Source organism: Curtobacterium sp. YR515 (assembly GCF_900113095.1).
Taxonomy (GTDB): domain Bacteria; phylum Actinomycetota; class Actinomycetes; order Actinomycetales; family Microbacteriaceae; genus Curtobacterium.
The window spans coordinates 66,843-92,616 of the sequence record NZ_FOOD01000005.1 but is presented as its reverse complement, the minus strand read 5'-3'; the positions used below and the strand labels follow the sequence as shown (position 1 = coordinate 92,616).

The following is a 25,774-nucleotide window of genomic DNA, read 5'->3' as shown; positions in this document are numbered from 1 at the left end:
CGCACCACATGACCGGTCGGACGACGACGTCGCGTTCCGAGTTGGCCCGCCTGGGCTTCGCGGAGCTGTCGGAGAGCCTGGAACGCATCGCCGACCTGGAGGCGCGGTTCGGCCCCGACCTGCAGGTGCCGGTGAGCGGGTCCCCGGCACTGTGGGAGTCCACGGCCGATCCCGACGGCGCACTCCGCGCGCTCGAGCGGCTGCTCGAGCGCGCGCCGGACGAACTGCGTCCGGTCCTCGCGGACGACGCCGCCACCGAACGGCTCGTGCGACTCCTCGGGGCGTCGGTCGGGCTCGGCGAATTCCTGCACCGCCGTCCGGCGGAGATCGACCTGCTCCTGGCGCCCGTGACGGCGCCGTGGTCGCAGCAGGAGTACACCGACTCGTTGCTCGCCGCGATCGACGGTGCCACGGGCGAGGACGCCCGGCTCCGGCTCCGGGTGCGCTACCGCCGGCACCTGGCACAGATCGCGCTGTTCGACGTCCTGAACGCCGCGCCGACCGAGGCGTTCCCCGCCGTCGCGGCCGGGCTGGCCGACCTCGCCGGTGCCGCGCTCGAGGCCGCGGTGGACGTCGCCCGGCGCGAGGTCCCGTTCCCCGCGGCCGACGTCGAGGCGACGCCGCTCGCCGTCATCGCGATGGGCAAGGCCGGCGCCCGCGAACTCAACTACGTCAGCGACGTCGACGTCATCTTCGTCACCGAGCCGACCCGCGACGACGAGGCCGGCACGGGCGTGGGGACCGACCGCGCCGTGCTCATCGCCACGCGGCTGGCGATCGCGGCCACGCACGCCATCACCGACCTCGCGGCCGAACCGGCGCTGTGGGAGGTCGACGCGAACCTCCGGCCGGAGGGCAAGGACGGCGCACTCGTCCGGACGCTCGACTCCCACGTGGCGTACTACGAGCGCTGGGCGAAGGAGTGGGAGTTCCAGGCCCTGCTCAAGGCGCGGCCGATCGCGGGTTCGGTCGACCTCGGGGAGCGCTACGCCACCGCGGTCGCCGGCTTCGTGTGGACGTCCGCGCAGCGACCGGGGTTCGTCGAGTCCGTGCAGCGCATGCGGCAGCGGGTCACCGACAACATCCCCGACGACGAGGTCGACCGGCAGCTCAAGCTCGGGCCGGGCGGTCTGCGCGACGTCGAGTTCACCGTGCAGCTGCTGCAGCTCGTGCACGGCCGCGACGACGAGACCGTCCGGGTCCGGTCCACGCTCGAGGCGATGGACGCGCTCACCGACGCCGGCTACGTCGGCCGTGCCGAGGCCGCCCGCTTCGGTCCGGACTACGCCCTGCTCCGCCTGCTCGAGCACCGCATCCAGCTCCGCCGCCTGCAGCGCACCCACCTCATGCCCTCCGACGAGGACGAGCTCCGGGTGCTCGCCCGGTCGAGCGGTCTCGCACGGTCCGCTGCGGCGCTCGAGACACGGTGGCGCGCCGTGAAGCTCGAGGTCCGCGGCCTGCACGAGCGCCTGTTCTACCGACCGCTCCTGTCCGCGGTGGCCGCGAGCGACGGCGACATCGTGCTCACCAGCGTCCAGGCGGTCGACCGGCTCGGCGCGATCGGCTTCGCGGACCCCTCCGGGGCACTCGGTCACATCCGGGCCCTGACGCAGGGCACGAGCCGCCGGGCGGCGATCCAGCGGAACCTCCTGCCGGTGCTCCTGCGCTGGATGGCCGAGGGACCGGCACCGGACCGGGCGCTCCTGGCCTTCCGCCGGCTGAGCGACACCCTGGGGGAGTCGAGCTGGTTCCTCCGCATGCTCCGGGACTCCTCCGGCGCGGCGCACTCGCTCACCACCGTGCTCTCGGAGTCGGCGTTCCTGTCCGGGCTGCTCGAACGCTTCCCCGAGGCGGTGGCCTGGCTCGACGAACCGGAGGCGCTGCTGCGCCCCCGGCCGATCGAGTCGCTGCTCGCCGAGGTCACGGCGACGACGGCACGGCACGGGGACGACGTGGACGGCGCGGCCGCCCTGGTCCGGTCCGCCCGCCGGCGTGAGACGCTCCGACTCGGCATGGCCGCCGTCCTCGGACACCTCGACGTCGATGCCCTCGGCCCGGCGTTGAGCGACGTCACGGAGTCGACCCTGGCCGGTGCCCTCACGCTCGCGCGACGGGACGCCCCGGCAGGCCTGGAGTTCGGCGTCATCGCGATGGGGCGGTACGGCGGCCGTGAGCTCGGCTTCGGCTCGGACGCCGACGTCCTCTACGTGTACCGGGCGACCGAGGACGTCCCGTCGGAGCAGGCTTCGCGAGCGGCGCAGACCATCGTGCGGGAGCTCGCCCGCTTGACCGACGACGCGATCCACCCTCTCGACCTCGACATCGACCTCCGCCCCGAGGGCAAGAACGGCCCCGTGGTGCGCACGCTCGACTCCTACGGCGCGTACTACGCCCGCTGGTCGCTCACGTGGGAGGCCCAGGCGTTGCTCCGGGCCCGCGGGGCGGTCGGGGACGCGCAGCTCCTGCGTGACTTCGAGCACCTCGCCGACCGCACGCGCTACCCGGAGCACATCGACGACCAGCAGGTGCGCGAGGTCCGGCGCATCAAGGCCCGCGTCGAGTCCGAACGCCTCCCGCGCGGTGCGGACCCCGCCCGGCACCTCAAGCTCGGCCGCGGTTCCCTGAGCGACGTGGAGTGGTTCGTTCAGCTCCTCCAGCTGCAGCACGCGCTGACGATCCCGGGCCTCCGGACGACGTCCACGCTCGAGGCGCTCGACGCCGCCCGCGACGCCGGACTCGTCGCCCCCGACGACGCCGAGCGTCTCGGTGCCGCCTGGCGCTTCGCCTCGCGGACCCGGAGCGCGCTCGTGCTCTGGTCGGGCAAGACCACCGACGTGCTGCCCGTCGACCGGGTGCAGCTCGAGGGCATCGCACGCCTGATGGAGTACCCGCCGGGGTCCGCCTCGGAGCTCGAGGAGGACTACCTCGGGGTCACCCGCCGGGCACGTCAGGTCTTCGAGCGCGAGTTCTACGGCGCCTGACGCCCGTCGCGACACGCCCGGACCGACGTGTTTCGCAGCGAGTTGACACGTCCTCGGAAGTGAATTCCCCGTAACGTGCAGCGTCCCCCGTTCGACATCTGCCTGTACCCCGGCAGGTCGAGGTCGGGCGTCCGTTACCGGGATGTGATCCTGCTGACCACGTCGACGCGAGGCGACGGCCGGAGCTGCTCGCGGCGCGCCCGGCGACCATGACCTGAACAGGGCTTTCGCTGGGGGTCGAGCCGCGCCTCCTGGGCCGTCTACCACCCGTACAGGGTGAGTGGCAGGGTGAACGCGGTCCACCGGAGTGCTGTCAGCACCAGTGCGGACACGATGACCACACGCGGAGGGGGACCGTGGTGTACCCCGTAACGTGCCCGTAACGCCCCCGGTCGGGGGTCGCGTTGCGCACCGGGTCACGGTTCTGCATCAATGGGGTCACCCGAACCGGCCCTGATTCCCCAACGACGCGGAATCTCCACCTCGAACGTTGAAGCAGGGATCGATGTTCACCTTCATTCTGCAGATCAGGCAGATGGTCGAAGGGCACCCCGAGTTCTACCTGTTCGCCGTGTACTCCGCGGTGATCTGGTTGCTCTGGCTGCTCAAGGTCATCCTGTCCGCCCGCTACCGCCCCTACACCGGCACCTACACCGGCACCACGAGCGTCGTCGTCCCCGTCGTGGACGAACCGCTCGACCTCTTCCGCGACGTCATCGGCCGCATGGTCGAGCAGCGTCCCGGCGAGATCATCGTCGTCATCAACGGCGCCCGCAACGAGGCCCTCGAAGCGGTCTGTGACGAGTTCGCCCCACTCGTCCGCTGGACGCACACGCCCATCCCGGGCAAGCGCAACGCCGTCAAGGTCGGCACCGAGATGTCCAACGGCGACATCACCGTGCTCGTCGACTCGGACACGGTGTGGACGCCCGGCACCCTCGACGAGCTGCTCAAGCCGTTCGCGGACGCCTCGGTCGGTGGCGTGACGACGCGCCAGCGCATCCTCGAGCCGACCCGCAGCTGGATCACCCGCTGGGCGGACTGGCTGGAGAACTCCCGCGCGCTGTACTCGATGCCCGCGCAGAGCGTCCTCGGCCAGATCGGCTGCCTGCCCGGGCGCACGATCGCCTTCCGCCGCGACATCCTCGTGCGCGTCATGGATCGGTTCATGCACGAGAAGTTCATGGGCGTGTTCCTCGAGGTGTCCGACGACCGGACCCTGACGAACCTCACGCTCAAGGAGGGGTACCGGACCGTCTACCAGTACACGTCGCTGGTCTACACGGACGCTCCGCTGCAGGTGAAGAAGCTGTTCAAGCAGCAGCTCCGCTGGGCCCGTGGTTCGCAGTACAACACGCTCCGGATGCTCCCGTGGATGCTCGGCCACGCGCCGATCCTCGCGGTGTTCTTCCTCACCGACATCATCCTGCCGTTCATGCTCTTCGGCGTGATCGCCGGCTGGATCTACCGCGCCTTCACCGGGCAGGGCGAGAACCTCTACCAGGGGATCCTGCAGCAGTACGGCTTCTCGACCGGCTTCGTCTACGTCGCCGCCCTCATGGTCGTCTCGTCGGTGCTCAGCATGGCGATCCGGCAGATGCGGCACCTCGCCGAGAAGCCGAGCGACTTCTTCCGCCTGCCGATGTTCATCATCGTGTCGACGTTCTTCCTCATGCCGATCCGGCTCATCGGCTTCTTCCGCCTGGCGCACGCGTCCGGCTGGGGGACCCGTGCCGGTGCGTACGCCGGTGGACCGATGGAGGAGGACCCCGCGGACGCGGTGCAGCCCTCGGCCGTCGCCACCCAGACCCCGGTGAGCCCGATCGACGCGGCGGCCCCGGCCCCGGCCGGCGGAGCCGGCTACGGCGACGACCAGCGCGCCGTGGACCGGGCGTTCGACGACCTGTTCGGCCCGGACGCCACCACCAACTCCACCGCGACGGTGCTCGCGACCCGCCGCTCGGCAGCCACTGCAGCGCAGTCGCAGTCGGCGACCGCGGCGGCCCCCGCCCCGGCACGCGTCCGTCGGTACAACCCGTACGCCGCGATCCCGTACTGCATCGGCTTCGCGATCTTCGCCCTGGAGGCCTTCCTCATTGTCTGACCTCATCCGCTCCTCAGGTGCCTGGTGGGCCCAGTCCAGCAAGCACGCACGACTCACCGCGGTCGGGACCACCGCCATCGTCCTCGTCCTCGGACTCATCACCTGGAACGTCTGGGTGTCCCCAGCGGGCTCGGTGTCCACCGCGGTCCACCAGGCGCTCGGTGTGACGCCGCCGAAGAAGAAGATCTCGGCGGCCGAGCTCCAGACGAAGCTCACGGCCGCCCAGGAGAAGATCTGGGCGCTCGAGGGCAAGCTCGACTCCTCGACCGCGCAGTCCGGCTCGCGTGCCGACCAGATCGCCGAGCTCAAGGCGCAGATCGCGTCGCTGCAGTCGGACCTCGGGGCCGCCAAGGCCGCCGGGGCGCGGTCCGGTGACGGCGCGTCGGGTTCGGGAGGGTCGGGCGACGGTTCCGGCGGGTCCGGCGGCTCCGGTTCCGGCAGTGGCTCCGGTGGCTCCGGTTCGGGCAGCGGCTCCGGTGGCTCCGGTGGCTCCGGCAACGGTTCCGGCTCCGGCAACCACGGCGTCACGAACCCGAACGGCGGCCCCTCGAAGGACCCCGGCACGACCCCGATCTCCGTCCCCACCAAGGCGCAGATCATGGCGCAGCCGGCTCGCTGGTACGGCCTCTACACCGCGCAGTCGCCCTTCAACTGGGCGGAGTACGACGAGGTCTCGCAGCAGGTCGGCAAGGCCACGAACATGGTCGGCTTCTTCCAGGGCTTCGACCAGGACTTCAACGCCACCGCCGTCCAGCGCGCGTGGGCGAACGGCCGCCTGCCGCTCATGACCTGGGAGTCCGCACCCGCCAAGACGGGCAACGACGCGAAGTACGTCCCCGGGTACACGAACGAGGACATCGTCTCGGGCAAGTTCGACGCCTACCTCACGAAGTACGCGAAGGCCCTCGCGGCGAACGGGCAGCCGATGGTCATCCGGCTCGACCACGAGATGAACGGCTCTTGGTACAACTGGTCCGAGGGGACGGCGCAGCAGAACGCGGCCGGGTCCTACGTGGCGATGTGGCAGCACGTGCACGACGTCTTCCAGGCCAGCGGCGCGAACAAGTACGTCATCTGGAACTGGGCGCCGAGCCGCATCGACAAGCTCGGCAACGACAAGTACATGCAGCTCGACTACCTGCGTGAGTACTACCCGGAGTCGAAGTACGTCGACTGGGTCGGGATGAGCGGGTACTACCGCACCGCCTCCGAGTCGCCGACCTTCGACAACACGTTCGGCAAGACCCTCGCCCAGCTCCGCCAGATCGCACCGGACAAGAAGATCCTCCTCAGTGAGATCGGTGCGACCGAGACCGGGACGAGCGTGACCAACGGGCAGAAGGCGAAGTGGATCACCTCGCTCTTCGACGGCCTCGCGGAACCGGCCAACGACGACGTCATCGGCTTCTCGTACTTCAGCGAGACCGCGACCACGGTCGTGGACGGCGTCCGCACCACGAACGACTGGCGACTCAACTCCCGCGCTGACAGCCTCCAGGCCTTCGTGGCCGGCATCTCGCGCACCGACACCGACTACGACCTGCAGGAGGTCAAGCAGTGACCGCTCAGAAGAAGACCGCAGACTCCCGTCCGGCACCCGTCATCAGCGTCATCGGCACCGGCTACCTCGGTGCCACCCACGCGGCCGCCATGGCCGAGATGGGCTTCGAGACCATCGGCGTGGACGTCGATCCCGCCAAGCTCGCGGCCCTGTCGGCCGGCGAGGTCCCGTTCTACGAGCCCGGCCTGCCGGAGCTCATCACGAAGCACGTCGCCAGCGGCAAGCTCCGCTTCACGGCGTCGCTGCCCGAGGCCGTGGCCGCGGCCGACGTCCACTTCGTCTGCGTCGGGACGCCGCAGCGCGCCGGGTCGCACGCCGCGAACCTCACCTACGTCGAGAACGCCACCCGCGGTGTCGCCGAGAACCTGACGCACCCCGGCCTCATCGTCGGCAAGTCGACGGTCCCGGTGGGCACGGCCGAGCGGCTCCGCGGCATCGTCCGCGAGTTCACCCCGTCGGGCATCGACGCCGAGCTCATCTGGAACCCCGAGTTCCTGCGCGAGGGCAAGGCCGTCGACGACACGCTGCACCCGGACCGGCTCGTCTGGGGCGGTGCCTCCGCGTCGGCCGACGCCGTGATCCGCGAGGTCTACGCCGCACCCATCGCCGAGGGCACCCCGGTCATCACGACCGACCTCGCCACGGCGGAGCTCGTCAAGGTCAGCGCGAACGCGTTCCTCGCCACGAAGATCTCGTTCATCAACGCGATCTCCGAGATGTGCGCGATCACCGGCGCGGACGTGTCCACCCTCGCCGACGCCCTCGGGCACGACGCCCGCATCGGCCGGAAGTTCCTGAACGCCGGCCTCGGCTTCGGCGGTGGCTGCCTGCCGAAGGACATCCGGGCGCTCATGCACCGCGCGAACGAGCTCGGTGCCGGTCGTGTCGTCGGCCTCATGCAGCAGGTCGACGAGATCAACATGGGGCAGCGCGAGCGCGTCATCGACATGACGATCGACGCGCTCGGCGGCTCCGTGCTGAACCGTCGCGTCGCCGTCGTCGGGGCGGCGTTCAAGCCCCTCACCGACGACGTCCGCGACTCGCCGGCGCTCAACGTCGCCGCTGCGCTGCACCTCCGCGGCGCCCAGGTCACCCTGTGGGACCCGGAGGCGATGGAGACCGCTCGCCGCTCCTTCCCGACGCTCACCTACTCGTCGTCGATGGAGGGTGCGATCGAGGACGCCGACGTCGTGCTCGTCCTCACCGAGTGGGACGAGGTCATCGCCGCAGACCCCGCGGCGCTCGCCTCGATCGTGGGGCGTCGCACGGTGATCGACGCCCGCAACTGCCTCCCGGTCGCCGACTGGGTCAAGGCGGGTTGGACCGTCCGTTCCCTGGGACGGCCCACTCCGGTCACGGGTGCACCCGTGAGCGTCGCTGCGGGGACGAACGACGCGGTGGCCACCGCGCGGTAGTCGCCGGACGCGAAGCGGGGTCTGTGCCGGGGCGGCACGGGCCCCGTTCTCGTGCGCCTGGCGGACCTGGCGCGTTCGGTGCGGTCCGGCACGTTCCGTCGCTCCGGCAGTGGACGCGACTGCCTGGAGGCGCGGTGCCGGCCCGCCGGGCGTGCGCCGCGCCTCCAGGCAGGCACGTTCCCACCCGGCGGCCGGGCGCGCAGGCGAGACAGCGGAACGCCCCCGCACCGGAGACCGGTGCGGGGGCGTTCGTGGTGCGGTGTGCGTCAGACGCCGAAGTAGAGCTCGTACTCGAACGGGTGCGGGCGCTGCGCGAGCGGGAGGATCTCGTTCTCGCGCTTGTAGTCGATCCAGGTCTGGATGAGGTCCTCGGTGAAGACGTTGCCCTTCGTGAGGAACTCGTGGTCCGCCTCGAGCGCGTCGAGCGCCTCGTCGAGGGAGCCGGGGACCTGGGGGATGCCCTTCGCCTCTTCCGGCGGGAGCTCGTAGAGGTCCTTGTCGACCGGCTCGTGCGGCTCGATGCGGTTCTGGATGCCGTCGAGGCCCGCCATCAGCTGCGCGGCGAACGCGAGGTACGGGTTGCCCGAGGCGTCCGGCGCGCGGAACTCGATGCGCTTGGCCTTGGGGTTCGTACCCGTGATCGGGATGCGGATCGCGGCGGAGCGGTTGCCGGCCGAGTAGACCAGGTTGACCGGGGCCTCGAAGCCCTTCACCAGACGGTGGTACGAGTTGATCGACGGGTTCGTGAAGGCGAGCAGCGCCGGGGCGTGCTTGAGGATGCCACCGATGTACCAGCGGGCGAGGTCGGACAGGCCGCCGTAGCCGTTCTCGTCGTAGAACAGCGGCTTGCCGTCGCTCCAGAGGGACTGGTGGGTGTGCATGCCCGAACCGTTGTCACCGAAGAGCGGCTTCGGCATGAACGTGGCGACCTTGCCCCACTGGTCGGCGGTGTTCTTGACGATGTACTTGAACTTCAGGATGTCGTCCGCGGCGTGGACCATCGTGTCGAACTTGTAGTTGATCTCCTGCTGGCCGCCGGTGCCCACCTCGTGGTGCGAGCGCTCGAGCTCGAAGCCCGCCTCGATCAGCTTGAGGGTGATGTCGTCGCGGAGGTCGGCCGTCTTGTCGACCGGCGACACGGGGAAGTAGCCGCCCTTGTAGGGGGTCTTGTTGGCGAGGTTGCCGCCCTCTTCCTCGCGACCGGTGTTCCAGGCGCCCTCTTCGGAGTCGACCGAGTAGAACGACTTGTTCTGGGTGACCGAGTAGCGGACGTCGTCGAAGATGTAGAACTCGGCCTCGGGGGCGAAGAACGCGGTGTCCGCGATGCCCGTCGACGCGAGGTACTTCTCCGCCTTCTTGGCGACCTGGCGCGGGTCACGGCCGTAGATCTCGCCGTTCCGCGGGTTGTAGATGTCGAAGATCATGATCAGCGTGCGCTCGGCGCGGAACTGGTCGATGTACGCCGTCGTCACGTCGGGGATGAGCTGCATGTCGGACTCGTGGATCGACGCGAAGCCGCGGATCGAGGAGCCGTCGAAGAGCTGGCCGACCGAGAAGAAGTCCTCGTCGACGGTGGAGGCCGGGATGTTGAAGTGCTGCTGCACACCCGGCAGGTCCGTGAACCGGATGTCGAGGAACTTGACGTCGGTGTCCTTGATGAAGGCCAGGACCTCGGAGGAATCGCTGAACATGTGGGCCGATCTCCAATGGGTTGGGTGATGTCGGAGGGTCCATCTCGGCACCCTCCGACGAGGCTATTGACACCGAGTTTCCCGGACATGACTGGATTGTTTCGTGCGTGTTACGTCGACCCGTTCGCCTACGCTGGGACCATGGCCCGCAGCACCAGTTCGTCGTCCGCGTCGTCCTCCGGGGGATCGGGGCATCCCGACGGCTGGCCGGGCAAGGACCTCGGTCTGCCGGAAGAGGGGCCGCGCAGCGTCGGGCGGATCGGCCGCCGGATCGTGGCCCTGCTGATCGACGGTGCGCTGGCCGACCTCGTGGCGTACGTGACCGGCGTGTGGTCGCCCGTGAACGGCTCGGGGGACATCGCGCACTCGTGGATCCAGATCGCGATCTTCGCCGTGCTGCAGATCCTGTTCATCTGCCTGCTGTCGGGGTCGTTCGGGCACGTGTGCGTCGGACTCCGAGTGGTGCCGATGCGCGGCGGGTACGTCGGGGTCTGGCGGCCGGTGGTGCGGACGGTGCTGCTGTGCCTGGTCGTGCCGGCGCTGATCATCGACCGCGACAGCCGTGGGGCGCACGACCGGATCGCGGGGACGGTGTTGGTGCGGCGCTGAGGCTGCCGGGGCCGGGGCCGCGGCTTCGCGAGGCCGCTCCCGGCTTCGCGAGGCCGCTCCCGGCTGCGCGAGGCCGCTCCCGGCGGCTCGGTGCCGCTCGGTGTCGCTCGGTGCGAGGTTCCGTTCTCGGTGGCAGCCACCGGCCGTCCCACGGTGCGCGGAACCTCGCACGCTGCAGCGCGGACCTCGCACGGTGCGACGCGCACCCCGCACCTGCGCCCCCGCCCCGCGCCCCGCCGACGCAGAACGCCCCCGACCTGGCACGGTCGGGGGCGTTCGTCGTCTGTGGGGGAGTCCGTCAGCGCGGACGTCCCGCGCGGGCCCGCATCGGGTCCATCCCCTTCGGGATCGCCGCGGCCGGGCTCTGCGTGAGGGAGTCGAGCCGGTTCGCGACTGCCAGGACCTCGTTGCGGTTGAGCGCCTTCTTGAACTTGTTCATGGCTCGGGGGAGCCTGTGCAGCGTCACGGAGTCGTCACCGTCGCCGTCCTTGCCGCTGGCCACGTGCACGACGTGCACCGGGACGTTCGGGACGATGCGCTGGACCTTGCGGCGCTCCTCGTCGACCTGCCGGTTGAGGTTGCCGCGCTGGCCCTCGGTGATGAGCACGACACCCGGGGTGCCGACGGCCCGGTAGACAGCGGCCTGCGAACGACCGTGCACCGCGACCGGCATCTCGCTCGAGCGCCACTGACGGCGGAGCGAGTTCGACAGCACGGCACCGACGGCACCGGGCTGCCCCTCGATCTGCGAGTAGGCGGCACGTTCGGCCAGCCGACCGAGGACGATCAGGAAGAGCAGCACACCCAGCAGCACGCCGGCCACGATCCAGAGGATGATCGCGAGCCAGTTCTGCCCGGGCAGCAGCAGGGCGAGCAGGACGCCCAGCACCACCGGGACGACGAACGCCAGGGCGAACCACCAGACGGAGCTCGGGTCCGCCCGACGGGTCATCGTGAAGACCTGGTACATCTGCTTGAGACGACCCGGCTCCTTCGCCGTCGTACCTTGAGAACTGCTGCGTGCCATGCGACCAGGATACGGCCTGTCCCGACTTCCGAGGACCGTCGATGCTCTGGCTGTGGGCGAACAGCGTTCTCCACAGGACGGCGCCCCGTCCGCCGGAGGCTGGTCGGGCCCGGCCAGGCTGTCCGGATGCAGACGCTCCCCGATCACGTCCGGTGGCACGCGGTGGACGACGAGCAGCCGTTGCTCGCCTGGGTCGCCGACCGCGCCGCCGTCGCCCCGGACCCCTCGGCACGGCACCTCGTCCCGGTCGTCGACGTCGGCCGACTGGCGGACGGACGGCTCGCCGTCGACGTCCTCCGTCCCGCGGGGACGGTGCTGTCCGCGGCACTCGACACCCTCGGCACGCCGACCACCGGTGTCGCCGTGACGCTCACCGTCCCGATGCTCGAGCTCGCGGTGACCGAACGGTCCGGCGCGGTGCAGATCGGCTCCGCGGGGCTCGACGACGTCCTGGTGGACGATGCCGGTGCAGTCGTACTGTGCGACCGACCACCCGGGTCGGACGGCGTCCGTCGGTCCGACCAGAGCGGCGCGAGGGTCCTGGTCCTCGCGGCCCGGCTGGTGTGGGAGCGGACCGACGCACGCGCGCCGGACCGTCCGGCCGTCGATGGCGCCCTCGCCGAGGCCCTCGACGGCGACACGACGGCGGTGCGTGCGGCGTTGGCGGTGGTCCGAGCGGCCGCGGCGCCGCGCCCGATCCGCTGGGAACGGCCGTCGGACGACCTGCTCGTCGGGTTGCCCGAGCGCACGTCGATGCCACCGGGGCCGGCTGGTTCCCTCGAGACGGCGCTGCGCGGGGTCGTCGAGCACGGCCTCCCGATCGGCGGTGGGAGACGGCTGCCGCTCCGACGCGCGCTGGTGGGGGTCGTGGTCGCGGCGGGGCTGACCGCGGCGGTGGTCTTCACGATCGGCTGAACACGCCAGCAACGGGGAACGGCCCCGATCCACGGTGGGATCGGGGCCGTCCGGAGTACGACGAGCGCTGGGCTCAGTACCCGAGGTTCGGGCCGAAGTTGCCCTCCTCGAGGCGGTTCTTCACCGCGACGAGGTAGCGCGACGCGTCGGCGCCGTCGATGATGCGGTGGTCGTACGACAGCGCGAGGTACACGAACGAACGGATCGCGATGGCCTCTTGCCCGTCGACCTTCACGACCGCCGGACGCTTCGTCACGATGCCCGTGCCGAGGATCGCCGACTGCGGCAGGAACACCACGGGGGTGTCGAACAGCGCGCCACGCGAACCGGTGTTCGTCAGCGTGAACGTGCCACCCGCGAGCTCGTCCGGCTTGAGCTGGTTGTTGCGGGTGCGCTCGGCGAGGTCCGCGATCGACTGCGAGAACTGCGCCAGGTTCAGCGACGCCGCGTCCTTGATCACCGGGGTGAGCAGGCCGCGCTCGGTGTCCACCGCGATGGAGACGTTCTCGGTCTCCGGGTAGACGATCTCCTCGCCCTCGACGGTCGAGTTGATCTTCGGGTGCGCCTTGAGCGCCTCGGACGCCGCGAGGGCGAAGAACGGCATGAAGGAGAGCTTCGAACCGGTCTTCTCGAGGAACTCGGCCTTGTGCGCGTCACGGAACTGCGCGACCTTCGTCACGTCCACCTCGACGACGCTGGTGAGCTGCGCGGTCGAGGTCATCGACTGCACGGCGCGCTCGGCGACGACCTTGCGGAGGCGGGTCATCTTCTCGCGGGTGCCACGCAGCGGCGAGACCTCGGCGACGAACGGACCGGCCGGGGCCGCAGCGGCGGAGCCACCGGCAGCCGGGGCCTTCGCAGCGGCTTCGGCAGCGGCGAGGACGTCTTCCTTGCGGATGCGTCCGCCGACGCCGGAGCCGGTGACGGTCGAGAGGTCGACACCCTGCTCGTTCGCGAGCTTGCGCACGAGCGGGGTGACGTAGCCGGAGGCCGAGGCGTCCTGCGTCGGGTTCGGCACCGAGGCGCTGGCGGCCGAGCCACCCGAGGCTGCAGCCGGAGCCGGAGCGGCGGCGGGAGCCGGGACCGCTGCCGGCGGGGCAGCGGCGGGCGGCGGGACCGGAGCGGCCTGCGGCACCGGAGCGGCGGCGGGCGGTGCTGCCGGGGCCTGCGGCGCAGCGGGCTGCGTCTGACCGGCGGGCGCCGGCTCGGGCTCGGTCGGCTCCGGGGCAGGGGTCTCGGACTCCTGCTCGGTGCTCGGTGCCGCCTCGGGCTCCTCGGCGTCGGCGGCGGCCTCGTTCGAGGACTCGTCCGACTCGGTGGAGCCACCGTCGGAGGAACCACCGTCGGACGACCCGTCGCCGATCTTCACCAGCGCGGTGCCGACCTCGACGGTCTCGTCCTCCTGCACGAGGATCTCCTCCACGACGCCGGCGATCGGCGACGGGATCTCGGTGTCGACCTTGTCGGTCGAGACCTCGAGCAGCGGCTCGTCGACCTCGACCCGGTCACCGACGTTCTTCAGCCATCGGGTCACCGTGCCCTCGGTGACGCTCTCGCCGAGCGCCGGGAGGTTGACGGATTCGCTCATCGGGTGGACTCCTCTTCGCAGGGGTGGTTCGTGGTGGTGGTCATGGTGTTCACAGTGCGTGCAGCGGCTTGCCCGCGAGGTGCAGGAACGCCTCGCCGAGTGCCTCGTTCTGCGTCGGGTGCGCGTGGACGAGCGGCGCGACGTCCTCGGGGTAGGCCTCCCAGTTCACGGCGAGCTGTGCCTCGCCGATGAGCTCGCCGACCCGGGCGCCGATCATGCTGACGCCGACGACGGGGCCGTCGACCACACGGACGACCTTGACCGAACCGGACGTGCCGATGATGTGGCTCTTGCCGTTGCCGGCGAGGTTGTACTCGTACGAGTCCACCTTGTCGGCGCCGTACTGCTCCTCGGCCTTGGCCTGCGAGAGACCGACCGATGCGACCTCGGGGTCGGAGTACGTGATCTTCGGGATGTTCTTGTCCTCGATGATGACCGGGTTGAGCCCGGCGATCTCCTCGGCGACGAAGATGCCCTGCTGGAAGCCGCGGTGCGCGAGCTGCAGGCCCGGAACGATGTCGCCGACGGCGTACACGTTCGGGATGTTCGTGGCGAGGCGCTCGTTCGTGGTGACGAACCCGCGGTCCATCGCGACGCCGACCTCGTCGTAGCCGACGTTCTGCGTCACGGGGCCACGGCCGACCGCGACGAGCAGGATGTCGCCGTCGAAGGTCTTGCCGTCCTCGAGCGTGACGACCACGCCGTTCTCGTGCTGCTCGACGCCCTGGAACCGGACACCGAGCGAGAACTCGATGCCGCGCTTGCGGAACGCGCGCTCGAGCTGCTTCGACATCGACTCGTCCTCGGCCGGGACGAGGTGGGGGAGCGCCTCGACGATCGTCACCTCGGCACCGAAGGACTTCCAGACGCTGGCGAACTCGACGCCGATGACGCCACCACCGAGGATGACGACCTTGTTCGGCACGTAGTCCATGCGCAGGGCGGTCTCGGAGGTGATCACGCGACCACCGATCTCGAGGCCGGGGAGCGACTTCGAGTAGGAGCCGGTCGCGAGCACGATGTTCTTGCCGGTCACGGTCTGGTCGCCGACCTGCACGGTGTTCTGCGAGGTGAGGCGGCCCCAGCCCTCGACGACGGTGATCCCGCGTGCCTTGATGAGCCCCTGGAGGCCCTTGTACTTCGACGAGATGACGCCCTGCTGGTACTCGATGACCTTCGGGACCTCGACACCGGCGAACTCGGCGATGACGCCGTACTTCTCGGCGTCGCGCGTCGCGTCGGCGACCTCGGCCGCGTGCAGCAGCGCCTTCGTCGGGATGCAGCCGCGGTGCAGACACGTCCCCCCGAGCTTGTCTCCCTCGATGAGCGCGACGCTCATGCCGAGCTCGGCGGCCCGGAGCGCAGCGGCGTAGCCACCACTGCCGCCACCGAGGACCACGACGTCGTAAGTCTGTTCCGTCACCTGGTGCAACTCCCTCGTGCGTGTCGGGACCGATCGGGCCCCACTGGACACCGCGGCGGCGGCGTCCGACGGTCGGACCGCATGGTTCCGGTCCCGTCCCGTTGGTTTCCGGCGGGGGCGCGTCGAGCGCGCCGTCCCGCCGGAGTCAAACCTACTACTTGGCCTGGAGCTCTTCTGCGAGCGAGATGAGCGTCCGGACCATGGCGCCGGTCGCGCCCTTGCCGAGCCACCCGTAGCCGCCGCCCTTGTTCTCCGACGGACCGGCGATGTCGAGGTGCGCCCACGGGATGCCCTCGCCGACGAAGCGCTCGAGGAACTTGCCCGCGAGCAGCATGCCGCCCGCCGGGTTGCCGACGGTGGCGTTGACCATGTCGGCGACCTCGCTCGTGAGTCGGGCGTCGAGCTCCTCGGGGAGCGGCATCGGCCAGATCGGCTCCGCCACGGCCCCGGCGACCGCGCGGACCTGCGCGACGAGGTCGTCGCTGCCCATGAGCCCGGTGGTGCGGTCACCGAGCGCGACGACCTGCGCCCCGGTCAGCGTCGCGACGTCGACGATGGCGTCGGGCTGCTCGAGCGACGCGGCGGCCATGCCGTCACCCAGCACGAGTCGGCCCTCGGCGTCGGTGTTCGTGACCTCGACGGTCTTGCCGTTCTTCAGCGTGAGGACGTCGCCGGGGCGCGTCGCCGAGCCGGAGGGCATGTTCTCCGCCAGGCACAGCCACGCCGTGACGCGGACGTCGAGTCCGAGACGCGCGGCGGCGACGGTCGCGGCGAGGACGGTGGCGGCACCCGTCATGTCGGTCTTCATGCCGAGCATGGAGCCGGCCGGCTTGAGCGAGAGACCACCCGAGTCGAACGTGATGCCCTTGCCGACGAGTGCGAGGTGCTTCGTCGCGGACTCCGGCGCGTACCGGACGACGACGAGCCGCGGCGGGCGCTCCGAGCCGCGACCGACACCGAGGATGCCGCCGAAGCCCTGCTCCTCGAGCGCGGTCTCGTCGAGGACCTCGACGGTGAGGGGGAGCCCCTCGGCCTGCGCACGGGCGACGTCGGCGACGTCCGCCGGGCCGAGGTCACCGGCAGCGGTGTTGACGAGGTCGCGCACGAGCGTGGCGGCGTCGGCGACGATCGCCGGGCGGACGGTGGCGTTAGCCGCGGCGGAGGGTGCCAGCACGGTCACCTGCTGGTCCCCGCGGGCAGGGCCGGTCGTGCCGGCGCCCTTGTGCCGGGTGAACGAGTAGGCACCGAGCGCGGCACCCTCGAGCGCGGCGTCGACGAGCTCGCTCGTGTCGGTCGGCAGCGCGAGGACGATCGACGACGCGAGGGGGAGCTGGCGGACCGCGCTGCCGGCGGCCGAGCGGAGTGCCGCTGCGTCGGTGCCGGAGCCGAGCCCGATGAGCGCGATGCCCTGCGCGTCGACACCGACGGCGGGGATGCGCACGAGCTGGTCCTTCGTACCGGTCGCACCGATGGCGGCGAGGTCGATGCCGTCGAGCGCGGAGAACGGCGTCGTGGCGGGCGTCGCGATGGTCGCGGGAGCGCCGTCGGACCCGGGCCGGACACCGAGCACGAGGACGTCGGCGGAGATCGAGGCGGGAGCGGAGGAGTCAGTGGAGAGCGTCGGTCGGACCATGCCCCAACCCTATCCAGCAGGTGTTCGCTGTCGGCGTGGCCGCCCGGCACCGGGGGACACCGGCTCCCCGCCTAGCATGGGGACGGTGAACCACCCCGAGGAGCTCTACACCTTCGCCGAGGACGCGCCGTCCGTCCCCGAGGGGCTGCACCTGATCGCCGGACTCACCGGGTTCGCCGACGCCGGCTCGGCCGTGGCGCAGGTGACGACCGCCGTCCTGGACGACCTCGAGACGGAGCTCGTCGCCGAGTTCGACCCGGACGTCCTGCTCGACTGGCGTGCACGCCGCCCGGTGATCACCTTCGAGCACGACCACATCGCCGCCGTCGAGCCGCCGCGGCTCCGGCTGCACCTCGTGCGCGACGAGATCGGCCAGCCGTTCCTCTTCCTCTCCGGGTACGAGCCGGACTTCCAGTGGAACCGGTTCGTCCGCGCGGTCACCGACCTCGCCGCCCAGCTCCGGGTCGCCGACACCACCTGGGTCCAGTCGATCCCGATGCCCGTCCCGCACACGCGCCCGATCAGCCTCACCGTCTCCGGCACGCGCGCCGACCTCGTCGAGCAGATGAGCGTCTGGAAGCCCGAGACCCAGGCGCCCGCGAACGTCCTGCACCTCGTCGAGCACCGGCTGTCCGAGCTCGGCGAACAGGTCACCGGACTCGTCCTGCTCGTCCCGCACTACCTGTCCGACACCGAGTTCCCGGACGCCGCCGTCGCGGCGCTCTCCGGCATCTCCGCCGCCACCGGCCTCATCTTCCCCTCCGACGAGCTGCGCGAAGAAGGACGCGAGTTCCGCACCCGCGTCGACGAGCAGGTCGCCGGCAACGAGGAGCTGCAGCGTCTGGTCGGGGTCCTCGAGGAACGGCACGACACCTACATGGAGGGCAACCCGATCGCGTCGCCGCTCACCGGCGTCGACGGGCAGGTCCCCACTGCGGACGCGATCGCCGCGGAACTGGAACGCTTCCTGGCGGACCGTCGCACCGACGGCGACGCGAGCGGCGACTAGCCGTACCGATCAGCCGCACCGACGTGGCGGAGGCGGGTCGCGCCTCCTGGCCCGTCGGACGGGAGGCGCGACACCCGTCCGCCGCGCTCGCCACGTTCTCCACAGCCCGTCCTGGCGGCGGTGCCGCCCCCGCTAGCCTGGTCACGTGAACTCCCGCCGCGCCTTCCTCGTGTGGGGCGTCGCGGTGCTGGCGTACGTCCTCGCGGTCGTGCAGCGGTCCTCGCTCGGGGTCTCCGGCGTCGACGCGCAAGACCGCTTCGCGGTGTCGGCGGCGGTGCTGTCGACGCTCGCGGTGGTGCAGATCGCCGTCTACGCCGGACTCCAGATCCCGGTGGGGATCGCCCTCGACCGCGTCGGGCCGCGCCGACTCGTGCTGCTGGGGGCCGCGCTGCTCGTCGCCGGCCAGGCCGTGGTGGCGGTGTCGCCCACCATCGGGCCGGCGATCGCGGGGCGTGTCCTCGTCGGCGCCGGGGACGCGATGACCTTCATCTCCGTGATCCGCCTCGTGCCGATGTGGTTCAGCGGGCCGATCCTGCCGCAGATCTCGCAGTGGACCGGCAACCTCGGCCAGGTCGGGCAGATCCTGTCGGCGTTCCCGTTCGCCGTGCTGCTGCACACCGCGGGGTGGTCGCCGGCGTTCGGCGTCGCCGCGGCCGCGAGTGCCGTCGGGCTCGTGCTGGCGTTCGTCTTCGTCCGGAACGGCCCCGTGCCGGTGCGCACCGACACGATCCCGCTGCCGCACACCTGGCGGGGCGCGTTCCACACCTTCGGGCACGCGCTGCGGCGGCCCGGTACCCAGCTCGGCTTCTGGTCCCACTACGTCACGCAGTCCTCCGGAACGGTCTTCTCGCTGCTCTGGGGCGTCCCGATGCTGCGCGGGCTGGGGTACTCCCCGTCCGAGGCGGCCGGCTTCCTCACCGTGATCGTCGTCACCGGGTTCGTCGTCGGGCCGGTGCTCGGCGTGCTCTGCGCCCGGTTCCCGCTGCGGCGGTCGAACCTCGTGCTCGGGATCGTCGTCGCCCTCGCGGTGGTGTGGACCGCCGTGCTCGTGTGGCCCGGGCAGCCGCCCACGTGGCTGCTGATCGTGCTCGTCGTCGTGATGGGGATCGGCGGGCCGGGGTCGCTCATCGGGTTCGACTTCGCGCGGTCCTTCAACCCCGTCGGCTCCCTCGGGTCGGCGAACGGCGTGGTCAACGTCGGCGGGTTCCTCGCCGCGTTCGTGATGATGTTCCTGATCGGCACGATCCTCGACCTCGCGTCGTCGGCGTCGGGGCAGACCGTGTTCGCGTGGACGAACTTCCGGCTGGCCCTCACCGTGCAGTACGTCGTGGTCGGGATCGGCGTCGTGATGCTGCTGCACGCCCGTCGTCGCACGCGCCGGGTGCTGCACGCCCAGGACGGAATACGGGTGGGGCCGCTCTGGGTTGCACTCGTTGCGCGCCTGCGGAAGCGGAGCGTGCAATAATGAACGCGGACCCGTTCGGGCCTCCTGTGTCTCGGAGCACTCCAGTGCGCCGCAGAAACCGGGGGACTTGACATGGGTCCTAGTGCTGCCCGGAACGGTAGGACCTGATGACGCGGGAGACCGCGGCGCAGGCCCTGGGCGGCGAGGGAGGCCACGACCCCACGAACGTGGCACGACGAGAGAGGTGATCGCATGGCTGCCCGGAGCACGACGATCGATCCCACGAAGGACACCGAGCCCGAGGGCACCGCAGCAGAGAGCGCTGCGGAAGCCGAGGGGACGGCCGCGCCGAAGAAGCGCGCCACCAAGACCACCGCCAAGAAGGCCGCCCCGAAGAAGGCCGCCCCGAAGGCGAAGGAGAAGGCCGACGACGACGAGGACATCGACGAGGAGACCCCGGTCGCCGAGGCCGACGCGACCGACGACACCGACTCCGAGACCGACGAGAAGGACACCAAGCCCGACGCCGCAGCAGCGGTCGCCGCGGGTGCGCTCGTCATCTCGCAGTCCGACGACGACGAGGCGCCGGTCTACTCCACGACGATCACCGGTGCCACCGCCGACCCGGTGAAGGACTACCTCAAGCAGATCGGCAAGGTCGCCCTCCTCAACGCCGAGCAGGAGGTCGAGCTCGCGATGCGCATCGAGGCCGGCCTGTTCGCCGAGGACAAGCTGCAGCACTCGACCGGGCTCTCGAAGCCGGAAGAGCGCGAGCTGCGCTGGGTCGCCCGTGACGGTCAGCGCGCGAAGTCGCACCTGCTCGGCGCGAACCTCCGCCTGGTCGTGTCGCTCGCCAAGCGCTACACCGGCCGCGGCATGCAGTTCCTCGACCTCATCCAGGAAGGCAACCTGGGCCTGATCCGTGCGGTCGAGAAGTTCGACTACACCAAGGGCTTCAAGTTCTCGACCTACGCCACCTGGTGGATCCGTCAGGCGATCACCCGTGCCATGGCCGACCAGGCCCGCACGATCCGCATCCCGGTCCACATGGTCGAGGTCATCAACAAGCTGGCCCGCGTCCAGCGCCAGATGCTGCAGGACCTCGGTCGCGAACCCACTCCGGAAGAGCTCGCCCGCGAGCTCGACATGACCCCGGAGAAGGTCGTCGAGGTGCAGAAGTACGGTCGCGAGCCCATCTCGCTCCACACCCCGCTGGGTGAGGACGGCGACTCGGAGTTCGGCGACCTGATCGAGGACACCGAGGCGGTCGTCCCGGCCGACGCCGTCGGGTTCACGATGCTGCAGAAGCAGCTCGAGAGCCTGCTCGACTCCCTCTCCGAGCGTGAGGCGGGCGTCATCCGCATGCGCTTCGGGCTCGGGGACGGCCAGCCGAAGACCCTCGACCAGATCGGTGACACGTTCGGCGTGACGCGTGAGCGCATCCGTCAGATCGAGTCCAAGACGATGGCGAAGCTCCGCCACCCGTCGCGGTCGCAGTCGCTGCGCGACTACCTCGAGTAGGCCGATGCGCTTCGTCATCCCGATCCTCGTCGGGCGGATCCTCCGCGCCCTCGCACGTGCGCGGGGCGGGGGGTCCGCCTACCCCGGGTACATCGTGCTCAAGCTGGTGCCGAACTTCCTCCAGCACGTCACCGCGCAGTTCCCGAACGGCGTCGTCTTCGTGCTCGGTTCGAACGGCAAGTCGACGACGACCCACATGATCTCCGACATCGTGCGGGCGCACGGGCTGCGGGTCTTCACGAACCCGTCCGGGGCGAACCTGCCGCAGGGCATCGCCTCGGCGCTGCTGTCCGAGGTGTCGCTGACCGGCAAGCTCAAGGCGGACATCGGCATCCTCGAGGTGGACGAGGCCTTCGCGGTCGAGCTCGCCGGGATCCTGTCGCCGTCCACCGTGACGATGCTCAACGTCCAGGTCGACCAGCTCTACCGGTTCTTCGAGACCGAACGCGTCGCCACGATGATGCTCGACACCGCGGCCCTGTCGACCGCGAACGTCATCACCAACCGTGACGACCAGTTCCTCGACGCGTACGTCGGCACCGACGGCCAGCGCGTGCTGCGCTTCGGTGCCAGCGCCGATGTCGTCGCCGCCGCACCGAACGGCCTGCAGAACGCCGACGACTTCGACCGGCAGGACGCCGTGCCGAACGTCGCCGACGCCGAGGTCGTGGTGAACACCGGCGACGGTGCGACCATCCGCTTCGACGGTGCCGAGATCCCCGTCCGCCTGCCGGCTCGCGGGCTGCACTACGCCGTCGACGCGGCAGCGGCCACCGCGACGGCGAGTGCCGCACTCGGTGCGCAGTTCCGCGCCGACGCCGTGACGACGGCCTTCGGCACGATGAAGCCGGCGTACGGACGTGGTGAGCGACTCCCCATCGCGGGCGAGTCCGCCGAGTTCACGATGTTCAAGAACGCCGCGAGCCTCCAGCTCAACCTCGACGCCCTGCCGGACCACCCGGAACAGGTGCTCATGGCGATCGACGAGGGCACGCCGGACATCTCGTGGATCTACGACATCGACTTCTCGAAGCTCGACCACGTCGACGTCGTCTCCGGCGACAAGGCCTGGCAGATCGCGATCGCCCTCGAGCACGCCGGTGTCCGCATCGGCCGGGTCGAGCCCGACGTCGAGGCCGCGATCAAGCAGATGGAGCAGCTCGGTTCGACGACCTCCGGGACGAAGAACTTCATCGTCAACTACGAGATCATGATGATCGCCCGCAAGGCCCTCGGCCACCCGGACATGGAGAAGACCGCATGACGGCCGACCGGCTGACCATCCTGCACGTCTACCCCCGCCAGATGGGCGTCTCGGGCGACCGCGGCAACGTGGCGGCCCTGGTCCGTCGTGCCGCGGCCGCGGACATCGCCACCGAGGTGCTCGAGTACGCGCCGGGTGACGAGCTCCCCACCGCGGCCGACGTCGTCGTGATCGGCAACGGACCGCTCAGCGCGATGCGGTCGCTCGGTGACGACATCGCACGCATCGGTGCGCCGCTCCGCGAGTTCGCCGCTGCCGGGGTGCCGGTCGTGGCCGTCGGCGGCGGGTTCGACCTCGCCACGACCGAGGTCGTGCCGACGGACGGTGCTCCCGTGACCGGCTTCGGGGTCTTCGATGCGCGTGCCGTCCGCGGTGCCGAGCGTCGGGTGAACTACTTCGTGCTCGAGACCGCGTACCCGCTGCTCCCCGGAGCCCCGACGCGCCTCGCCGGCTTCGAGGACCACGCGACGCGCATCGAGCTCGGTGCCGGTGTCCGGCCGTTCGCCGACGTCGTCTCCGGCGGCGGCAACCAAGCGGGCGCCCCGGTCGAGGGCGCGATCGTCGGCAACTCCTTCGGCACGCACACGCAGGGGCCGATCCTGCCGCTCAACCCGCAGCTGACCGACGGCGTCCTCGCCGCGGCCACCGCTCGGCTCGGCCGCGAGTACGCACCGGACCCGGAGCGCACCGCGTCGATCGACCGCTACGCGCGCGAAGCGCGGGCAACCGTCGACCGCTACGTCGACAAGGCGTTCAAGCGGATCGCTTGACGCGACCGCAGACAGACAAGAGGCGCGGTGCCAGCTGGCACCGCGCCTCCTGTCTGTTCAGCGCTCGCGTCTGTGCGCGCTACTTCGACTCGTAGAGTCGGCTGCTCTCGTCGTGCCACTCGATGGCGGTCGCCGCGAGCTTGTCCTTGAACTCGGCGCCGTGGTGCGCACAGAAGTACAGCTCACCGCTGGCCATGGTGGCCCGGATGTACGCCTGCGCGCCGCAGCTGTCGCAACGGTCGGCAGCGGTGAGCTGGTGGCTGCTGACTTCGTCGATGGAGAGATCCTGCACGGTCTGGGTCATTGCTGTGCTCCTCACGGATCGCAGGTGGTGCGGCTTGGTCCACCTATTTCAACACGTGATGCCTGAGAGTGGCGCATTGTGATCGCCCGTTTCGCTCAGCGCGGATCGGCTGTCCCCAGTCCGAGTGTCCGCGCGGTGGTGTCGGTGCGGATCGCTAGCATCGGAAGGTGAGCTCCGACTACTCTGCACGCCATCTCTCCGTCCTCGAAGGGCTCGAGGCGGTCCGCAAGCGTCCGGGCATGTACATCGGGTCGACGGACTCCCGCGGGCTCATGCACTGCCTGTGGGAGATCATCGACAACTCCGTCGACGAAGCCCTCGCCGGGCACGGTGACGAGATCGGCGTGCTGCTGCACCCCGACGGTTCGGTCGAGGTCCGCGACACCGCTCGTGGCATCCCCGTCGACGTCGAGCCGAAGACCGGTCTGACCGGGGTCGAGGTGGTGTTCACGAAGCTCCACGCGGGTGGCAAGTTCGGTTCCGGGTCGTACGCCGCGTCCGGTGGGCTGCACGGTGTCGGTGCCTCGGTCGTGAACGCGCTGTCGGAGCGCCTCGACGTCGAGGTCGACCGGGGCGGCAAGACCTACGCGATGTCGTTCCACCGCGGTGAGCCGGGCACGTTCGCCGGCGACGGGCCGGACGCGCCGTTCACCCCCTTCACCTCCGGCAGCGAGTTGCGCGTCGCCGGCAAGGTGAAGAAGGGCGTGACCGGGTCCCGCGTGCGGTACTGGGCCGACCGGCAGATCTTCACCTCCGACGCGAAGTTCAGCACCAGCGACCTCGTGAGCCGGGCGCGCCAGACGGCCTTCCTCGTGCCCGGGCTCGGCATCACCATCACGGACGCGCGACCCGCCTCGATCGAGGCAGCGGCCGCGCGGGCGGAGGCCACGGGCACTCCTGTCGAGCCCGGTCCGGTCGTCGAGCGCTTCCGGTACGAGGGCGGGATCGGTGAGTTCGTCGAGCACCTCGCTCTCGACTCCGCTGTCACCGACGTCTGGCGCATCCAGGGCACCGGCACCTTCACCGAGACCGTGCCGATGCTCGACGACAAGGGCCACATGGTGTCGACCTCGGTGTCGCGTGAATGCGAGGTCGACCTCGCGCTGCGATGGGGCAGTGGCTACGAGACGGTGTTCCGCAGCTTCGTCAACATCATCGCGACGCCAAAGGGCGGCACGCACCAGGCCGGCTTCGAGTCCGGCGTGGTCAAGGCCGTGCGCGCCCAGGTCGAGGCGAACGCCCGCAAGCTCAAGGTCGGGCAGGACAAGCTCGAGAAGGACGACGTGCTCGCCGGCATGACCGCGGTGCTCACCGTCCGCCTGCCCGAGCCGCAGTTCGAAGGCCAGACGAAGGAGGTCCTCGGCACCCCGGCGGTCCGGAAGATCGTCGACCAGGTCGTGTCGAAGCGCCTCACCGAGATCCTCACGTCGACGCAGCGCACCGAGAAGGCCCAGGCAGCGACCCTGCTCGAGAAGGTCGTCGCCGAGATGAAGACGCGCATCTCGGCCCGGGCGCACAAGGAGACCCAGCGCCGGAAGAACGCGCTCGAGAACTCCTCGCTGCCGACGAAGCTCGCCGACTGCCGCAAGCAGGACGCCGAGGGCACCGAGCTCTTCATCGTCGAGGGCGACTCCGCGCTCGGCACCGCCAAGCTCGCGCGGAACAGCGAGTACCAGGCGCTGCTGCCGATCCGCGGCAAGATCCTCAACGTGCAGAAGGCGTCCGTCTCCGACATGCTCTCCAACGCCGAGTGCGCCTCGATCATCCAGGTCATCGGCGCCGGCTCCGGCCGGACGTTCGAGATCGACCAGGCCCGCTACGGCAAGGTCATCATCATGTCCGACGCGGACGTCGACGGCGCCCACATCCGGACGCTCCTGCTCACGCTGTTCTTCCGGTACATGCGGCCGATGATCGAGCAGGGTCGGGTGTTCGCCGCCGTGCCGCCGCTGCACCGGGTCGTCGTGGTGAACCGCGGCAAGGCGAACGACACGCTGTACACGTACTCCGAGGCCGAGCTGCAGGCCGTGCTGAAGAAGCTCGAGAAGCAGGGCAAGAAGTACCAGGAGCCGATCCAGCGGTACAAGGGTCTCGGCGAGATGGACGCCGACCAGCTGGCGGAGACCACGATGGACCGCACGCACCGGACGCTGCGCCGGGTGAACATCACCGATGCCGAGGGTGCTGCGAAGGTCTTCGAGCTGCTCATGGGCAACGACGTGGCGCCGCGCAAGGAGTTCATCCTCGCCGGCGAGGGCCTCGACCGCGACCGTATCGACGCGTAGGCGGCGCGGCGCCGCGCGCGGCGACGCCGAGTCTCGCCTCACCGGACAGTTTCGCGCCGCGGCTGCGCGAGTTCTGTCCGCCAGGCCGAGTCTCGGCGCCGCCGTGCGGCGCGACCTCACGCGCCAGGCGACGCGTCACGCGGCGCTGGCGCCATGACGTGTCGCCAGGCGCGAAAGTTCGCAGCGCGGTCCAGTGGTCGGGGCGGTGGTCGTCCCCATGGGCGGACGGGAGGCGCGGTGCGGGGCCGTCCCGCGCCTCCCGTCCGCGT

18 protein-coding genes are annotated in these 25,774 nt (G+C 70.6%); 12 read left to right on the top strand and 6 right to left on the bottom strand.

Annotated features, from left to right (window positions below; all coding sequences use genetic code 11):
- The first annotated feature begins 8 nt into the window (after nucleotides 1-8).
- The 4 genes from BM028_RS14640 (at nucleotide 9) to BM028_RS14625 (ending at nucleotide 8,061) form a co-directional block, all read left to right on the top strand.
- Entirely contained in the window at nucleotides 9-2,981 is a 2,973-nt protein-coding gene (locus tag BM028_RS14640) for a bifunctional [glutamine synthetase] adenylyltransferase/[glutamine synthetase]-adenylyl-L-tyrosine phosphorylase (RefSeq protein ID WP_092387446.1), read from the top strand.
- Nucleotides 2,982-3,486: 505 nt separating this feature from the next.
- Nucleotides 3,487-5,085, top strand: coding sequence for a glycosyltransferase family 2 protein (locus tag BM028_RS14635; RefSeq protein ID WP_070418784.1), 1,599 nt, complete (start codon nucleotides 3,487-3,489; stop codon nucleotides 5,083-5,085).
- Complete coding sequence (locus BM028_RS14630) at nucleotides 5,078-6,646, top strand: glycoside hydrolase family 26 protein (RefSeq protein WP_092387444.1); 1,569 nt, start codon at nucleotides 5,078-5,080, stop codon at nucleotides 6,644-6,646. The genes BM028_RS14635 and BM028_RS14630 overlap by 8 nt, the downstream gene beginning before the upstream one ends.
- A complete protein-coding gene (locus BM028_RS14625) occupies nucleotides 6,643-8,061 on the top strand; it encodes a UDP-glucose dehydrogenase family protein (RefSeq protein WP_070418786.1) in 1,419 nt (472 codons plus the stop codon). Before BM028_RS14630 ends, BM028_RS14625 begins: the two co-directional genes overlap by 4 nt.
- Before the next feature lie 266 nt (nucleotides 8,062-8,327).
- Here the strand turns inward: BM028_RS14625 and glnA are convergent, their stop codons facing one another.
- Entirely contained in the window at nucleotides 8,328-9,752 is a 1,425-nt protein-coding gene (gene glnA / locus BM028_RS14620; RefSeq protein ID WP_092387442.1) for a type I glutamate--ammonia ligase, read from the bottom strand.
- A gap of 141 nt (nucleotides 9,753-9,893) precedes the next feature.
- On the opposite strand from glnA, the gene BM028_RS14615 reads away from it, so the two are divergent.
- Nucleotides 9,894-10,361 carry an RDD family protein gene (locus BM028_RS14615; RefSeq protein ID WP_070418788.1) on the top strand — a complete coding sequence of 156 codons (468 nt, stop codon included), beginning with the start codon at nucleotides 9,894-9,896 and terminating at the stop codon, nucleotides 10,359-10,361.
- A gap of 298 nt (nucleotides 10,362-10,659) precedes the next feature.
- Here the strand turns inward: BM028_RS14615 and BM028_RS14610 are convergent, their stop codons facing one another.
- Nucleotides 10,660-11,388, bottom strand: coding sequence for a DUF4191 family protein (locus BM028_RS14610; protein ID WP_092387440.1), 729 nt, complete (start codon nucleotides 11,386-11,388; stop codon nucleotides 10,660-10,662).
- A 126-nt stretch (nucleotides 11,389-11,514) separates the two neighbouring features.
- Here BM028_RS14610 and BM028_RS14605 point away from each other — a divergent pair, with 126 nt between their 5' ends.
- Entirely contained in the window at nucleotides 11,515-12,303 is a 789-nt protein-coding gene (locus tag BM028_RS14605; RefSeq protein WP_092387438.1) for a hypothetical protein, read from the top strand.
- 73 nt (nucleotides 12,304-12,376) lie between these two features.
- Here BM028_RS14605 and sucB read toward each other — a convergent pair whose 3' ends face one another.
- The 3 genes from sucB to BM028_RS14590 form a co-directional block, all read right to left on the bottom strand.
- Nucleotides 12,377-13,891, bottom strand: a complete 1,515-nt coding sequence (sucB, locus tag BM028_RS14600; protein ID WP_092387436.1) for a 2-oxoglutarate dehydrogenase, E2 component, dihydrolipoamide succinyltransferase — start codon at nucleotides 13,889-13,891, stop codon at nucleotides 12,377-12,379.
- 49 nt (nucleotides 13,892-13,940) lie between these two features.
- Nucleotides 13,941-15,314, bottom strand: a complete 1,374-nt coding sequence (gene lpdA / locus BM028_RS14595; protein WP_070418792.1) for a dihydrolipoyl dehydrogenase — start codon at nucleotides 15,312-15,314, stop codon at nucleotides 13,941-13,943.
- Nucleotides 15,315-15,468: 154 nt separating this feature from the next.
- On the bottom strand, nucleotides 15,469-16,947 hold the full coding sequence (locus tag BM028_RS14590) for a leucyl aminopeptidase (RefSeq protein ID WP_092387434.1): 1,479 nt from the start codon (nucleotides 16,945-16,947) through the stop codon (nucleotides 15,469-15,471).
- Nucleotides 16,948-17,023: 76 nt separating this feature from the next.
- Here BM028_RS14590 and BM028_RS14585 point away from each other — a divergent pair, with 76 nt between their 5' ends.
- The 5 genes from BM028_RS14585 to BM028_RS14565 all read left to right on the top strand — a co-directional run bounded on the left by BM028_RS14585 (nucleotide 17,024) and on the right by BM028_RS14565 (nucleotide 22,916).
- A complete protein-coding gene (locus BM028_RS14585; RefSeq protein ID WP_092387432.1) occupies nucleotides 17,024-17,956 on the top strand; it encodes a proteasome assembly chaperone family protein in 933 nt (310 codons plus the stop codon).
- Nucleotides 17,957-18,101: 145 nt separating this feature from the next.
- The gene (locus BM028_RS14580; protein WP_071295248.1) at nucleotides 18,102-19,421 is read left to right on the top strand and encodes an MFS transporter; all 1,320 of its coding nucleotides are present in this window, start codon (nucleotides 18,102-18,104) and stop codon (nucleotides 19,419-19,421) included.
- Between the two features lie 192 nt (nucleotides 19,422-19,613).
- Nucleotides 19,614-20,882: an RNA polymerase sigma factor gene (locus BM028_RS14575; RefSeq protein WP_092387430.1), complete on the top strand. Its 1,269-nt coding sequence runs from the start codon at nucleotides 19,614-19,616 to the stop codon at nucleotides 20,880-20,882.
- A gap of 4 nt (nucleotides 20,883-20,886) precedes the next feature.
- Nucleotides 20,887-22,146 carry a MurT ligase domain-containing protein gene (locus tag BM028_RS14570; protein ID WP_092387428.1) on the top strand — a complete coding sequence of 420 codons (1,260 nt, stop codon included), beginning with the start codon at nucleotides 20,887-20,889 and terminating at the stop codon, nucleotides 22,144-22,146.
- On the top strand, nucleotides 22,143-22,916 hold the full coding sequence (locus BM028_RS14565) for a type 1 glutamine amidotransferase (RefSeq protein ID WP_092387426.1): 774 nt from the start codon (nucleotides 22,143-22,145) through the stop codon (nucleotides 22,914-22,916). Before BM028_RS14570 ends, BM028_RS14565 begins: the two co-directional genes overlap by 4 nt.
- 79 nt (nucleotides 22,917-22,995) lie before the next feature.
- On the opposite strand, the gene BM028_RS14560 is transcribed toward BM028_RS14565, so the two are convergent.
- Nucleotides 22,996-23,220 (bottom strand): DUF7455 domain-containing protein, encoded by a 225-nt coding sequence (locus BM028_RS14560; protein WP_070418799.1) that lies wholly within the window; start codon nucleotides 23,218-23,220, stop codon nucleotides 22,996-22,998.
- A 167-nt stretch (nucleotides 23,221-23,387) separates the two neighbouring features.
- Between BM028_RS14560 and BM028_RS14555 the strand changes: the two genes are divergently transcribed.
- Nucleotides 23,388-25,505 (top strand): DNA gyrase/topoisomerase IV subunit B, encoded by a 2,118-nt coding sequence (locus tag BM028_RS14555; RefSeq protein ID WP_071295250.1) that lies wholly within the window; start codon nucleotides 23,388-23,390, stop codon nucleotides 25,503-25,505.
- The last annotated feature ends 269 nt before the right edge of the window (nucleotides 25,506-25,774 follow it).